12 protein-coding genes and 1 tRNA gene are annotated in these 14906 nt (G+C 39.7%); 11 read left to right on the top strand and 2 right to left on the bottom strand.

Annotated features, from left to right (window positions below; genetic code table 11):
* Nucleotides 1–326 precede the first annotated feature (326 nt).
* Nucleotides 327–1106, bottom strand: a complete 780-nt coding sequence (locus tag FD725_RS25780) for a nucleoside phosphorylase (RefSeq protein ID WP_179050772.1) — start codon at nucleotides 1104–1106, stop codon at nucleotides 327–329.
* Between the two features lie 216 nt (nucleotides 1107–1322).
* Between FD725_RS25780 and FD725_RS25775 the strand changes: the two genes are divergently transcribed.
* From FD725_RS25775 to FD725_RS25740, 8 genes are all read left to right on the top strand, one after another.
* Nucleotides 1323–2531 (top strand): 4-hydroxy-3-methylbut-2-enyl diphosphate reductase, encoded by a 1209-nt coding sequence (locus FD725_RS25775; RefSeq protein WP_179050771.1) that lies wholly within the window; start codon nucleotides 1323–1325, stop codon nucleotides 2529–2531.
* A 359-nt stretch (nucleotides 2532–2890) separates the two neighbouring features.
* Nucleotides 2891–3352: an EVE domain-containing protein gene (locus FD725_RS25770; RefSeq protein WP_179050770.1), complete on the top strand. Its 462-nt coding sequence runs from the start codon at nucleotides 2891–2893 to the stop codon at nucleotides 3350–3352.
* Between the two features lie 128 nt (nucleotides 3353–3480).
* Nucleotides 3481–4443 carry an ABC transporter permease gene (locus FD725_RS25765; protein WP_179050769.1) on the top strand — a complete coding sequence of 321 codons (963 nt, stop codon included), beginning with the start codon at nucleotides 3481–3483 and terminating at the stop codon, nucleotides 4441–4443.
* 16 nt (nucleotides 4444–4459) lie between these two features.
* Complete coding sequence (locus FD725_RS25760) at nucleotides 4460–5386, top strand: ABC transporter permease (RefSeq protein ID WP_179050768.1); 927 nt, start codon at nucleotides 4460–4462, stop codon at nucleotides 5384–5386.
* Nucleotides 5387–5497: 111 nt separating this feature from the next.
* Complete coding sequence (locus FD725_RS25755) at nucleotides 5498–6751, top strand: glycoside hydrolase family 10 protein (RefSeq protein WP_179050767.1); 1254 nt, start codon at nucleotides 5498–5500, stop codon at nucleotides 6749–6751.
* A gap of 128 nt (nucleotides 6752–6879) precedes the next feature.
* Complete coding sequence (locus FD725_RS25750) at nucleotides 6880–7461, top strand: hypothetical protein (RefSeq protein ID WP_179050766.1); 582 nt, start codon at nucleotides 6880–6882, stop codon at nucleotides 7459–7461.
* Nucleotides 7462–7835: 374 nt separating this feature from the next.
* Nucleotides 7836–10085: a GAF domain-containing protein gene (locus FD725_RS25745; RefSeq protein WP_179050765.1), complete on the top strand. Its 2250-nt coding sequence runs from the start codon at nucleotides 7836–7838 to the stop codon at nucleotides 10083–10085.
* 50 nt (nucleotides 10086–10135) lie between these two features.
* A tRNA-Lys gene (locus tag FD725_RS25740) sits at nucleotides 10136–10207 on the top strand.
* A gap of 298 nt (nucleotides 10208–10505) precedes the next feature.
* On the opposite strand, the gene FD725_RS25735 is transcribed toward FD725_RS25740, so the two are convergent.
* On the bottom strand, nucleotides 10506–11375 hold the full coding sequence (locus FD725_RS25735; protein ID WP_179050764.1) for a TetR/AcrR family transcriptional regulator: 870 nt from the start codon (nucleotides 11373–11375) through the stop codon (nucleotides 10506–10508).
* Nucleotides 11376–11524: 149 nt separating this feature from the next.
* Between FD725_RS25735 and FD725_RS25730 the strand changes: the two genes are divergently transcribed.
* The 3 genes from FD725_RS25730 (at nucleotide 11525) to FD725_RS25720 (ending at nucleotide 14905) form a co-directional block, all read left to right on the top strand.
* A complete protein-coding gene (locus tag FD725_RS25730; protein ID WP_179050763.1) occupies nucleotides 11525–12838 on the top strand; it encodes an ABC exporter membrane fusion protein in 1314 nt (437 codons plus the stop codon).
* 144 nt (nucleotides 12839–12982) lie between these two features.
* Nucleotides 12983–14161: an ABC transporter permease DevC gene (devC, locus tag FD725_RS25725; protein WP_179050762.1), complete on the top strand. Its 1179-nt coding sequence runs from the start codon at nucleotides 12983–12985 to the stop codon at nucleotides 14159–14161.
* Between the two features lie 18 nt (nucleotides 14162–14179).
* Nucleotides 14180–14905: a DevA family ABC transporter ATP-binding protein gene (locus FD725_RS25720; RefSeq protein ID WP_179050761.1), complete on the top strand. Its 726-nt coding sequence runs from the start codon at nucleotides 14180–14182 to the stop codon at nucleotides 14903–14905.
* Nucleotide 14906: the final 1 nt, after the last annotated feature.

Genomic DNA, 14906 nt, shown 5'->3' with positions numbered 1-14906 from the left:
GGTTGATATTATTGTGATCCAAGTTAGATGATTTTTGCTAATCTTATGTGTTCCAAAATTATTCATAATATTTATTCTCAAATTTTCTGTATCTTTCCAGGAAATATTTACCAAATATCCTGGAAAATCTTTTGATTATTTAGAAAAAAGCTTTTTCTAAAATTTAGAACTTGTCTATACTATTTGCTGGTGATTAATCAATGATTTTTAGTAATTATATATAGTGGGTGATTTTGCTTGCTTAAGTATATATTACATAGATTCAACGACAAATAAATTAAAGATTGAATGAAGTCTAGATAAAACTACTGAGATGCAAAAAATCTCTAAGCTAAAGCCTGTAATCCTGCTGCATATACAGCCGTAGCGATCGCATTTTTTACAGCCACATCTGTTTGAGAGACAATAATTTCCTCTGTAACGGTGCGTTGTGCAACTACACCACAAACCGCAGCCGCCGCAAATCCGTAAACTCCAGCCATTTTAAATAGCGTACCGCACTCCATTTCATAGTTGAGGATATTTAACCGTCTATATTCTGCCGTAATTCCTTGGAGCGATCGCATTAAATTTGGGTTAGCAGAATCTGTACGTTCTTGTCCCTCATAAAAAGTATCTACTGATGCGGTAATCCCCAGATAATAATCCACCGCTAATTCTCGCGCTGCTTTCACCAAAGCTACAGTGAGAAAAGGATCAGCCGCCGCCGGATACTCTACAGGCGCAATATCGTTAGCTGCACCTTGACGACACAACGCTGCATTACTAATCACAATACTACCGACGGGAATGTGCGGTTGAATGGAACCACAAGTGCCAATGCGAATAATTTGCCTAATCCCCACTTGCATCAACTCATTCACCACAATACTCAAAGAAGGCGCACCCATACCACTAGTAGCAGATAAAACAGGACATCCATTAGGTAAGTATCCCAAATAGCTGTTAAGTCCCCGATTTTCCGATAACAACTGGACATTCTGCAAATAACTATCAGCAATTAAACGCGCCCGTTCAGGATCACCAGACAATAATGCTAATACAGGAGGTGATACACCCAAATCATTCTGCCCAAAGCCAATATGATAAAAGCGTTGATTAGTCATGGGGAGTGGAGAGTGGGGGAGTGCTGAGTGAGGGAGTGAGGGAGTGGGGGACAAGGAGACAAGGGGACAAGGAGAGAATAACTGTTGCCTATTGCCTATTGCCTATTGCCTATTCCCAATCCTTTGATAATTTTCTTACCTATTATCCAATCTATGTAACTAAATTGTGTCTTGGCACGAGAGAATCAGAAAGAGGAGATACTAAAAACTAAAGCAATGGATACAAAAGCTTTTAAACGGACACTACAACATTCAGAAAATTACAACCGTAAAGGATTTGGTCATCAGGCAGAAGTGGCTACACAACTGCAATCAGAGTACCAAAGTAGCTTAATTCAGGAAATACGCGATCGCAATTACATCCTCAAACGAGGTGATGTCACAATTCGGTTAGCCCAAGCCTTTGGTTTTTGCTGGGGTGTGGAACGAGCTGTGGCGATGGCTTATGAAACTCGTCAACATTTTCCCACAGAACGTATTTGGATTACCAATGAGATTATCCATAATCCTTCTGTGAATCAACGCATGGAAGAAATGTCTGTAGGATTTATCCCTGTGGAAGCTGGGAAGAAAGACTTTTCTGTTGTGGGTAACAATGATGTGGTGATATTGCCTGCTTTTGGTGCTAGTGTGCAAGAAATGCAGATACTTAGCGATAAAGGCTGCCAAATTGTTGATACCACTTGTCCTTGGGTATCGAAGGTTTGGAACACCGTAGAAAAGCATAAAAAAGGTGATTACACCTCAATTATTCACGGTAAATACAAGCATGAAGAAACGGTTGCTACTAGTTCTTTTGCTGGGAAATATTTAATTGTTTTAAATTTAAAGGAAGCTCAATATGTTGCCGATTACATTCTACATGGAGGTAATCGAGAAGAGTTTCTACAAAAGTTTGCGAAAGCTTGTTCGGCGGGATTTGATCCTGACCAAGATTTAGAACGTGTGGGTATTGCTAACCAAACAACTATGCTCAAAGGTGAAACTGAGCAGATTGGGAAATTGTTTGAACATACCATGCTACAAAAGTATGGGCCTGTTGAATTAAATGGACATTTTCAAAGCTTCAACACCATCTGTGATGCCACTCAAGAACGTCAAGATGCGATGCTGGAATTAGTTCAGCAAAATTTAGATTTAATGATTGTAATTGGTGGTTTCAACTCATCAAATACTACCCAATTACAACAAATTGCCAGCGAACGTGGTTTACCTTCCTATCACATTGATATTGTCGAACGGATAAAATCAAGAAATACCATTGAACATCGACAATTAAATGGCGAATTGGTCACTACAGACAATTGGTTGCCAGCAGGTGAGATTGTTGTGGGAATTACTTCTGGGGCATCAACACCAGATAAAGTAGTGGAAGATATCATTGAGAAAATTTTTACCTTAAAAGCGACAGTAACAGCACATTAAGAGGTGATTTATCAAGTAAACCTTAAATTGTCAGGTGCGTTATAGCAACACTTAACGCACCGATAAATATGGTGCATAAACAGTAAACAGTGTTTATTAAGTGGTAACTGATAACTGATAACTGATAACTGATTTGTAACACACCCTACCTTATTATTTACTACACTTATAGAAATCATATTTGATTTCTGTTGGCGTAGCCTGTGCTTACACAAAAAAACTCAGTACACCTCTATTACTTCTTTTTCTGTTACCTGTTACCTGTTACCTGTTACCTGTTACCTGTTACCTGTTACCTACCTACGCAAGAAATCTCAATAATCAAGTCGGATTCCTATATCATCTCTCAATTTTATTCCATGAATTATTGGTTAATGAAATCAGAACCATCAGTCTATGGCATTAGTAATTTACAGCAAGACAATCAAGCTATCTGGGATGGTGTTCGCAATTATCAAGCGCGTAACTTTTTACGGCAAATGCAACCGGGAGATTTAGCTTTTTTTTATCACTCTAATAGTAATCCTCCTGGGATTTTTGGGTTAATGCGTGTAGTGGAAACAGGTATTGCTGATCCTACTCAGTTTGATGCTAAGAGTGATTATTATGATCCAAAATCAACGCTTGATTCTCCCCGTTGGCAAACAGTGGTTGTAGAATTTGTCAAGGCTTTTTCTGAACCTATTTCATTAACAACACTGAAAGAAAAGTTTACGTCTGAGGAGTTGATGGTGGTGAGACAAGGGAATAGATTATCTGTAATGCCTGTGACGGAAGCAGTAGCGCAGAAGATTTTAGGGATGAGGGCTATTTATTTTTAAACGCAGAGGTACGCGGAGGGATGCGCGGCGAAAAGTTGCGTGCGGGGGTTTCCCCCGTTGAGCAAACTTTTCAAGACAGAGGTACGCGGAGTGTTTATCGAGTCAGTTGGCTATGAATTGAGGAAATAATGAGTAAGTATTTAATTAATCGTCTGTTGGTGGCGATACCGACACTGATTGCTATTAGTATTGTGATCTTTACGATTCTAGCATTAGCCCCTGGTGATCCGATGGGTGAATTTGCCCTCAATCCTTCAATTACGGCAGAGGTGAGGGAGAATATTAGAAGGTCTTTAGGATTGGATCAACCAATACATATTCGTTATATCAAGTGGGTGATAGCTTTTGTTCGAGGAGACATGGGCTATTCTTTTACTAGTCGTAGTCCTGTTATTGATTTGATTTTACAACGTTTACCGACAACTTTGTGGGTGGTGGGTTTGGCTTATCTACTAGGTGCGTTGTTAGCAATTCCTTTAGGCGTGATTTCTGCTTTAAAGCGGCATACAGTGATTGATCATGTTTTGACTACTCTAGTATTTGTTGGGTTTTCTTTGCCAACTTTCTTCACGGGTTTATTATTTATTATTATTTTTAGTATTCAATTAAAATGGTTGCCTTTTATCTATAATAGTACCTTACAAATCACGGATTGGCAGAGCTTTATTGCTCAAATTAAACAGTCTATTATGCCAATTGCGGTGTTGGCACTTTGGCAGGTAGCGATGCTGATGCGGTTTGTGCGATCGGAAATTTTAGAAAATGTTCATCAAGATTATGTGCGTACTGCTTATGCTAAGGGATTGCCTCAATTTTTAGTGATTATCCGTCATGTTTTACGCAATGCTTTAATTCCTGTAGTGACATTAGTCGCCTTGGATATTCCTAGTGTGTTTACTGGTGCTTTGGTGACAGAAAAAGTTTTTCGTGTACCGGGAATTGGGGCTTTATTAATCGACTCTATCTATAAAAATGATACGCCTGTAGTTATGGCAATTACTTTTATTTATGCAATTTTGATTGTAATTTTCAATCTAGTTGCTGATATTCTTTATGGCTTGTTAGATCCTCGCGTTAAGTATACACAATGAGTAAAACTGCATAGTTATGTGGAGACAATGGTTTAATCACAACTCAGAAATCCTTTTTAAAAATACAGAACCAGAAAGCCTCACTCAAGAAATTTGGCATAAATTTCGCCAAAATCGGCAGGCGATGTTGGGTGCTGTGATATTAATAGTGATAATTTTCAGTGTGGTATTGGGGCCATTAGTTTATACTATTCCCATCAATAAAATTGATTTTGCTCAGTCTTCTCTTCCTCCTAGTTGGCAACATCCTTTTGGGACTAATGATTTAGGGCAAGATATATTAGCGAGAGTTTTATATGGTGGCAGAATATCCATTGCTGTGGGTGTTTTTTCCATGTTGGTGGCGGTGACGGTGGGGATATTTATCGGCGCACTTGCAGGATTTTATGGTGGTTGGTTGGATGTGGTGTTGATGCGAGTGACTGATTTGTGCTTGGCTTTACCCCGTTTGCCGTTGTTATTGTTAGTGATATTTTTGTTTCGAGATGCGATTAAAGCGATCGCTGGCCCGGAATTCGGTATATTTGTCTTAGTCGTGCTAGTTATCGGTGGACTCAACTGGATGTCTGTTGCTAGGCTAGTCAGGGCTGGCTTTCTCACAGTACGCGAACAGGAATTTGTCACCGCAGCCCGCGCTCTTGGTGCTTCTCCTAAGCGGTTAATTTGGATTCATATTTTACCAAATGTCATCAGCCCTGTGTTGGTAGCGGCAACTCTTTCGGTGAGTACAGCTATTATTACTGAATCTACATTGAGTTTTTTTGGCTTGGGTTTCCCTCCTGATGTGCCAACCTGGGGACGGATGCTTTACGATGCACAGAATTTTTTAGAATTTGCCCCTCATATGGTAATTTTTCCCGGTACAGCAATATTTCTGACTGTTTTAAGTATTAATTATATAGGTGATGGCTTACGAGACGCTCTTGATCCAAGATTGTCGTAAATCATGTGATTAATCGCTGTTATGTATATAGTGATAGTTTTATATACTCTGGGATGGTGGTAATTTGTTTCCTAGCTATAAATATCCCTTCTCAGTAAAATAAAACTCTACATGAATCGGTTGGTTAAACTTTTTTGCTTTTATTTGCTGTTTGTGCAATTAGTATTGTATCTAGCAGGATTTTCCATTCCCTCATTTTCTAAATATGAACAAAACAGTAGTTTACCAACTACAACAGAAATTCGTGGAGTTTGGCTAACAAATGTCGCTAGTGGTGTACTATTCATACCTTGGGGTATCAATCGTGCAGTTAACCAACTAGCAGCACTCAACTTTAATACAATTTATCCTGTGGTTTGGAATCGAGGCAATACATTCTATAAAAGTGCTACAGCTAAATCATTTACAGGTGATGACACTCAACCTTTACTCAATATTATGCACGGCGGAGAAGATGTTTTAGCTAAGTTAATTAAACTGGCTAAACCTAAAAATTTAAATGTTATTCCCTGGTTTGAGTATGGCTTGATGATACCACCTGATGCAGTTTTGGCAAAGCGTCATCCTGATTGGCTAACCAATAATCAAGCAGGGATGCTATCTATTAGAGAAATGTTACCAGAAGAAATTGATGGCGACCAAACAAATAAACTATTTTGGCTAAATCCTTTTCATCCCCAAGTCCAAGAGTTTATCTTATCACTAATTACAGAAGTTGTGAGCAATTATGATGTAGATGGAATCCAACTTGATGATCATTTTGGGATGCCAGTACAGTTTGGCTATGACATATTTACTGTAAAGCTTTATCAAAAAGAACATCAAGGAAAAAGTCCACCCAATAATCCCTTTGATGCCGAATGGATGAGTTGGCGTGCTAATAAAATTACTGATTTCATGACTAAAATATCTCAAGTCGTGAAAAATATTAAACCAAATGCTAAAGTTTCTCTATCCCCTAATGCTCAGAATTTTGCCTACAAATACTATTTACAAGATTGGGCAAGTTGGGTAAAAAAAGGTTTGATAGATGAATTAATTTTGCAAGTGTACCGCAACAACAAAAGCAGTTTTATTTACGAATTAGAACAACCATCTGTCAAATTTGCCCGGACTAAAATTCCCGTAGGTATCGGTATCTCTACAGGGACTTTACGCAGCCCTGTGAAAATTGCTCAAATTAGAGAACAGGTACAAGCTGTGCGCGATCGCTCTTTTTTTGGTGTATCTTTTTTCTATTGGGAAAGTCTCTGGGGTTACATCACACCAGAATCACCCCAGCAACGACGTAAAGTATTTCAACAAATGTTTCCCACTAAAGCCGCTAGGCCTTTATCAGCTATGAAGGAAGGAGTGAGAGAGTGAGAGAGTGCTGAGTGAGAGAGTGAGAGAGTGAGAGAGTGAGGGAGTGAGGGAGTGAGGGAGTAAGAATTGCTAATGACCAATGACTATTGACTATTGACTATTGACTATCGACCAATGACTATTGACCAATGCCTAATCCCCCATTATTCGCCAAATATCCCTTAAAATTTCTCCTACTGTGGATTTTTGCTACTTTTGGTGGATTTGTGGTGAGTTTGTTTTGGGTGGAAATTGGCGAACAGTCGGAAATTGGTGCGATATCGGCTGCTGTTGGTGGATTAGCGATCGCTTTACCACAAAGTTTAATTCTTCGAGACACCATTTTTACACTTAAATGGATTTTATTTACTCCGATAGCTTGGGTAATACTTACTATCCTCGGAGTTGGTGCTGTTGGTTGGATAGTACCTAATTCAGAGTTGCTTCCTCTCCGCCTCCTCTATAGCGTCACGTCTGGTATAGTCGGTGGTTTTGGCATTGGTACAGCTCAATGGTTGGCAATACGACAACCAAAATCTTGGGCTTGGCAATGGATACTGGTTAATTCTCTCACATGGGCGTTAGCAATACCCATAGGCTCTACTGTAGGTTTTCTCTTACATCGCCTGACACAATTATTTGTAGGTGAAATACTCGGTTTAGCAATTACTTGGCTGATAGTTGCTATTCTTACAGGTATTAATGCTTATCAATTGTTTAAGGGTCATTAGTCATTGGTCATTGGCAATTTTGATTCTTTGACTCTTGTTGTCAATAAATCATGACTTTGTTAAGAAATATAACGTTAATTAATTTACAGTTTGATTTGTCCAGGATTCATGTAAGAATTTTAATTAAATCTTAATAATAAATAATATTAGAATTAAAGTAACCTGCAAATGTACTTTAACCTTCAATGGGCAGGATTTTTTCAATTTATGACTATTCACCTGACTAGATTTCTGGTAAGAAATAGAGAAAGGCAAAAATATCGTCAGTAAATACTCACAAAACTTCACTTTAGGCGCTAAAAAGCAGATTCTACCAATAAAATTCCGAGAGAATGCGCCTAGATAGTTCAGTAATAGCAGACAGGGACTCTCGCATGAATATCAACCCAGCAGAATCAACCGTTAAGTTGAAGGAACAATCACATCCCCATATTCTTTTCGGTACAGCACTAGATGAACAAAACAGTGGTGAACAATTGCTACTGAGTATGTATGATTCTGTGCAGACATCAATATTTGTGGTAGATGTTTTAGAAGACGGGGATTTTCAGTATGTAGCTCTCAATCCCACTCATGAACAATGGGTAGGTATTAGCTCAGAAAATGTTCGGGGTAAGAAACCAGAGGATATTCTTACGCCTGTAGATGCGGCTAAGGTACGTCAGCACTACACCGACTGTGTGCGCTTTGGCAAGACCATCTCTTACGAACAGTGCTTACAATTTCAGGGAAAAACAACTTGGTGGAGTACAACTCTTACACCACTCAGAGATCATAATTGCCGAATTTATCGATTGATTGGCACTAGTAGTCATATTACCCCGGATAAACAAGTAGCACAAGCTAGAGAAATTCAAGCAGAAGGAGCGCAAATCTTAGCAGCTGTCGCTCAAAGAATTCATGATGCTTTAGATTTAGAAACAATTTTTCATCAGACAGTCAAAGATTTACGCCAGTGTTTAAAGTGCGATCGCATTCTCATCTACCAAATGCAATCTGACACTCATGGTATGATCATCGCCGAATCTACCGTACTTGCTGATTTTTCCCTAATGGGTAAAAGCTTCCATGATCCTTGTGGACTTACCAAACACAGAGAAGAGCAAAGACGATGTTGTCTAGATATGATTGCAGATATTTATGCAGATGAAGTCAAATCTTGTCAAAGAGACTTTCTCGCCTCCTTGCAAGTTAGAGCTAATTTAGTTGTACCAATTTGCTTGCAGCAAGATTTGTGGGGATTATTAATTGCTCAGTATGGCGATGAACCGCATCAATGGCAACAAATAGAAATTGACCTACTCAAACAAATAGCTACTCAATTGGGGATGGCAATTCAAAATACAAAACTCCAACAACAACTCAAGAATTTTAAAACTAAAATAGCAGAGCAAAAACAAGAGCATCAAGCCCAAATAGAGAAGATCCAACATTTTCAAAACCTAGTTTTACACATCACTGAAAAAATTCGCGATCGCAGTGATGAAATGTCAGTCCTAGAAAGCATTACTCAGGAATTAGCCAAGTTATTAAAACTGGAATCCTGTTACATCGAACTATACAACCCTGACTGTAGTTTAGCTACTGTTATTTGCGAACACGCCACCCAACCCACATATCAAAGCTTGACTAGAAAAATTACCGAATTTGGTGAATTCTATCAACCCTTACTAGAAAAACAACATTTTCAAACAATAGAAATTGTCCCAGGATGGCATCCCCAGCTACTAGTGATTACCCAGCTAGCTTGTCCGATATTTACTCAACAGGAAACATTAGGTAATATCTGGTTAATTAGACCTACACAACAAATATTTGATGAATGGGAAATTAATCTAGTCAAAACTTTAGCAAATCATTGTGCGATCGCAATTCAGCAATCGAGAATAGACACCACAAACCAAGCCAAAATTAGAAAACTAGAAGATAGAAAACGCATCACTAACAAATTTTTGAAAAATCTTTCCCATGAATTGCGGACACCAATCACTAATATTAGTCTAGCAGCTCAAACCCTGGAGAGTGTGTTATCACCCCAAGGTAAATTCGACATTGAAATCATCCCCCAAATGCTACAAATTCTCCATCATGAGTGTAGTCGAGAGAGCAAATTAATCAATGATTTACTCACACTTACCTATTTGCAAGCAGAACCAGATCCCCCGACTTTAATTTCTATTGACTTACAAACCTGGCTACCACCAATTGTCGAATCTTTCCGAGAACTCAGCAGTTGTCAACAACAGCAACTCAACTTAATTATTTCCCCAGAATTAACTCGTTTAGAAACAGACATCACTGAGTTAGAACGAATTGTCACCGAATTACTCAGCCATACCAGCAAGTATACCCCCTCTGGAGAAGCAATTACCGTTTCTGCTCACCCCATTGCCCATGCAGTCCAACTAAAGATTAGCAATTCTGGCTTAGAAATTCCCTCTCATGTGCGATCGCGCATCTTCGAGCCGTTCTATCATATTTCTAAAAGCGATCCGTGGAAGTATAGCGGCACTGGCTTAGAAATGGCACTAGTCGAAAAAATGGTCAGACATTTAGGTGGAACCATCTGTGTCGAGAGTGATGCCGGTAAGACCACCTTTATCATCAATTTGCCCACCACATAAGCTCAATCTTGGCAAATCACCCACAATTTTGCTATCATGCTTATTAACGTGGGTGACTAGCTCAATGGTAGAGCAGTAGACTCTTAATCTATTGGTTGCGGGTTCGAGTCCCTCGTCACCCACTCATTTCAGCCCTTCACACTTTTGACCTTTCGTAAATTTATTGTATCTTAATATTGCCTTACAACACGCCACTGCAATGTGTATGGCAACAAAACGAGAAATATTAATCAATGATGTAATTCGTGCCAAGTTTCAGCTTTGCACTGGAAAGCCAGCGTTTGATAAAGATGCGGCAATTAAACCAGGAGTTTACACCCCTGCCCACAGAAGTCAGGGATTTAGGTTCTCTGTAGTTAATAAATTTCCATGTATATACAATTATTCTGAATTTCCATCATTGTCCATGTATATACAAAATTATTCCGCTTCCTGATGAGCTAAAAAACCTCGGCGGGCAAAGATTTCAATCATTTCGCTGCGAGTTAAATTATTCTGCTGTGCTAGTTCTGCTAATTTATCCCATGCGGTGTCAGTCAGTCGCATAGACCGCAAATGCTTAGGTTCAGTACCGTAGTCCATCTTAAACTTACCCGACGAGTTACGTTCACGTCTAGATGATTTCTGTTTTGTTCCAGAATATTGATCTGTGGATATGTTTGCAGGAAGATTGACAGTTATCAACTGAATCAAGTTATCAATCAGGCGATCGCGTTCCATTGGTAAAATATCGTGACCATGCAGCATATTTTGAATAATCGTGAAATGTACCAATGCACCTAAAAAAGTACGTGCGGCTACTTCGGCATCAGGTAATTGCAGTTCGGGATGATTAGTAAAATATTGGGTTAGCAGTTCCAGTCCTGGTTTGTCTATGTTGCGGACAAAGGTGCGGGCTAAAGCAGGAAAACGCCCAGATTCGCCGATAATCAACCTAATTAAGCTTAAAAAATCTTGTGCTTGATTAATTTGATCTAAGATGTTTGTTGCTAGACGATGGAGAACAACAGGCGGTTCTCCTTGTAAAAATTGCGGTTCTTGGACTGCTAAGTATTTTTCTTGGGCTAGCTTTTCAATCAAAGCCACAAATAATGTTTCCTTATCTTGAAAGTAGCTGTAGACAGTAGTTTTCGAGACACCTGCTGCTGCTGTCACCCTATCCATCGTTGTTGCAGCATAGCCGTGAGTCAAAAACTCTTGCATCGCCCCAGCCAAAATCGCATCCACCTTTTCAACTGACTGCAAACGGTCTGTGTTGTCAGTTTCTATCTGTCTTTTTTTCTTGCTCATATATTTAATAGTTACTCAAATTGCCGAGATTACCGTTAAAAAATTAATTTTTCACAAACTATTGACATTATTGTAATAGACGGTTTAGTTTAGTATTAAGTTAATGGACTAAATAGTTTATTTAGTGCGCGAAGCAAAAAGGGGGACTGATGGTGCGTGATGTAGCAGAACAAGGTTCCGAATTCTTCAAAGGTAATACTCGGCAAATAATCATGCTAGCGGCGGCGGTGGGTTTTGCGATCGCAGGCGTTCAAGGCTATAGACTATTGCAAGGTAAAAACCAGACTTCCAAGGCTATGCCTACGTCTCAAATCAGCGTACCGCAAATCAAAACAGTGACAGCTTTGGGTAGATTAGAGCCGAAAGGCACAGTCATTAAACTTTCAGCGCCATCATCATCTGGACAAGGGAGTCGAGTTGAGCAACTGTTAGTCAAAGAAGGGGATAGAGTAAAAACTGGACAAGTAATTGCTATTTTAGATAACCGCGATCGCTTAGAGGCAGCTTATCAAGAAGCCTTAGAAGACGTGAAAGTTGCCCAGGTGAATTTAGAAAAGGTGCGACAAGGTGCAAAAGTTGGTGAAATAGAAGCGCAAAAAGCCGAAGTTGCCCGTGTACAGGCACAAACAATCGGTGACGAGAGAGAACAGCAACAAACAGTAGCCAGATTAGAGGCGCAATGGCAAGGCGAAAAATCAGCCCAGCAAGCCACAATCAATAGATTAGCCGCAGAACTGAAAAACGCGCAAGTAGAACAGCAACGCTATCAACAGCTATACTCTGACGGGGCAATTTCCCAATCGTCTTATGACAGTAAGCGATTGAGTGTAGATACCGTTACCCAACAGTTGAGTGAAGCCCAAGCCAACTTACAACGAATCGACAGCACTGGACGTAAGCAAATTAGCGAAGCCAAAACAGCCTTATCTCGGATTAATTCCACAGGTAGCAAACAAATCAGCAGTGCCGCCGCCACCTTAAATAAAATAGCAGAAGTGCGTCCAGTGGATGTAGCAGAAGCCAAAGCTCAAGTGAACCGGGCGCAAGCAGCAGCCAAAGAAGCAAAAGTCAACTTAGATCAAGTGTATGTGCGATCGCCCCAAGATGGAGTGATATTTGATATTCATACTCGTGCTGGTGAAGTTGTATCTAGCGAAAACGGTATCGTCGAGATTGGGCAAACCAACCAAATGTATGCAGTGGTGGAAGTTTATCAAAGCGATATCAACAAAATCAGCCCCGGACAAAAAGTGCAGATATCCAGTAATTCTCTCTCAGGTAAATTGCAAGGAACAGTAGATTGGATTGGCTGGAAAGTACAACGACAAAACATTATCAATACAGATCCTAGCGAAAACATTGACTCCAGAGTCGTAGAAGTCCATGTGCAACTAGACAACCCCTCAATTCAAAAAGCAGCCAAATTCACCAACTTGCAAATCACAGCCGTGATTGAAATTTAAGGAGAAAGTGAGGGAGTGCTGAGTGCTGAGTAGTGAGGGAGGGAGTGAGAGAGTGAGGGAGTGAAGGAGTACTGAGTGCTGACTAATGACTAATGACTATTGACTATTGACTAATGACTCTTCCAAACAATTACGAATTAAAAAATGCTGGCATTTATTCAAGAATTACAACGACGCACACCACTAGGATGGCTACAACTTAGTCATCATAAAAGCCGTCTTTTAGTTGCTTTATCTGGTATTGCCTTTGCGGATGTTCTCATGTTTATGCAATTGGGCTTTCAAAATGCCTTGTATGACAGTAACACCCGTCTCAATCGGGCAGTACTTGCAGACATCATCCTCATCAGTCCTCAAAGCCGGAATATGCAGAACATGGCTACATTTTCTCGGCGGCGACTCTTACAAGCTGCTGATGTGCCGGGTGTCAAATCTACTGAAGCCATGTATATCGGGTTAGTTACTTGGAAAAATCCCCAAACTCGTCGGAAAACTTCAGTGCAAGCAATTGGGTTTAATCCTGAGCAATCTGCGCTGGATATTCCCGATGTCAATAATCAGTTAGATAAAATTAAATTACCAGATACTTTTATATTTGACCGTGGGGCGAGAGGGGATTATCAAGAAGTTTTTCAGCAAATTGATGCAGGTAGAACTGTAACTACAGAAGTAGATAAACGGACTATTTCTATTAGCGGAGTATTTAAATTAGGAGCTTCCTTTGGTGCTGACGGGACTTTAATTTCTAGTGATGCAAATTTTTTGCGCCTATTTCCTAGACGCTTGCCAGGAAGTATTAATTTGGGTTTAATTAATGTTAAACCAGGATATGAAGCAGAACAAGTAGCAGCAGCATTAAAATCTTATTTGCAATATGCAGATGTTAAGGTTTTAACCCGTGCAGAATATGTGAAAATGGAGGAAGATTATTGGAAGAAAGAAAGTCCTATTGGATTTATCTTCAGTTTAGGTGTGTCAATGGGATTTATGGTGGGAGTAATTATTGTTTATCAAGTTCTTTCCACTGATGTTAATGCCCATATCAAAGAATATGCCACATTCAAAGCAATGGGGTATGGTAATTCCTATCTACTAGGGGTGATTTTTGAAGAGGCAATTATTTTAGCTACCTTGGGTTTTATTCCTGGTTTTATTGTTCCTTTAGGACTTTATCAGTTGGCAGCTAATGCTACAAACTTACCCATATATATGACCGCAGTTAGGGCATTAGTTGTTTTATTATTGACCATTATAATGTGTGGTCTTTCTGGGGCGATCGCTACTCGGAAATTACAATCTGCTGACCCAGCAGATATGTTTTAAATAATCGAAAATTTAGCTATGGAAACTATTAAGACTTCTCAGCCTGTTATTTCGGTTCAAAATCTTGACCATTACTTTGGTAGTGGGCAACTACGAAAGCAAGTTTTATTTAATATCAACCTCGAAATTAATGTCGGGGAAATTGTGATTATGACAGGGCCTTCGGGTTCTGGGAAAACGACATTGTTAACTTTGGTGGGTGGATTGCGTTCTGCTCAAACGGGGAGTTTACGTATTTTAGGTAAAGAACTCTGCGGTGCGAATAATCAACAATTAACCCAAGCACGACGTAATCATGGCTATATCTTCCAAGCTCATAACTTGCATGGTAGCTTGACAGCTTTACAAAATGTCAGGATGGGTTTGGAAATACAACCGCACATTTCCCCTCAAGAAATGTTGAGTCGTTCCCAAGCAGCCTTAGAAGCAGTAGGTTTAGGAAATCGCCTCAATTACTACCCAGATAACTTATCAGGAGGGCAAAAACAACGGGTAGCGATCGCTCGTGCTTTGGTAAGTCAGCCTAAAATAGTCTTAGCCGATGAACCAACAGCCGCACTCGATAAACAATCCGGCCGTGATGTGGTGGAATTAATGCAAAAATTAGCCAAAGAGCAAGGCTGTACAATTTTGTTAGTAACTCACGACAATCGCATTTTAGATATAGCCGACCGAATTGTCTACATGGAAGATGGTCATCTTGTGAGAGATGGTGTGAGTTTGTCAATAGTCAATAGTCAATAGT

Origin of the sequence: Nostoc sp. TCL26-01, assembly GCF_013393945.1 — a bacterium.
In the GTDB taxonomy this organism is placed as follows: domain Bacteria; phylum Cyanobacteriota; class Cyanobacteriia; order Cyanobacteriales; family Nostocaceae; genus Trichormus.
The sequence above is the reverse complement of the archived record's forward strand: the minus strand, read 5'-3'. Positions and strand labels throughout refer to the sequence as shown.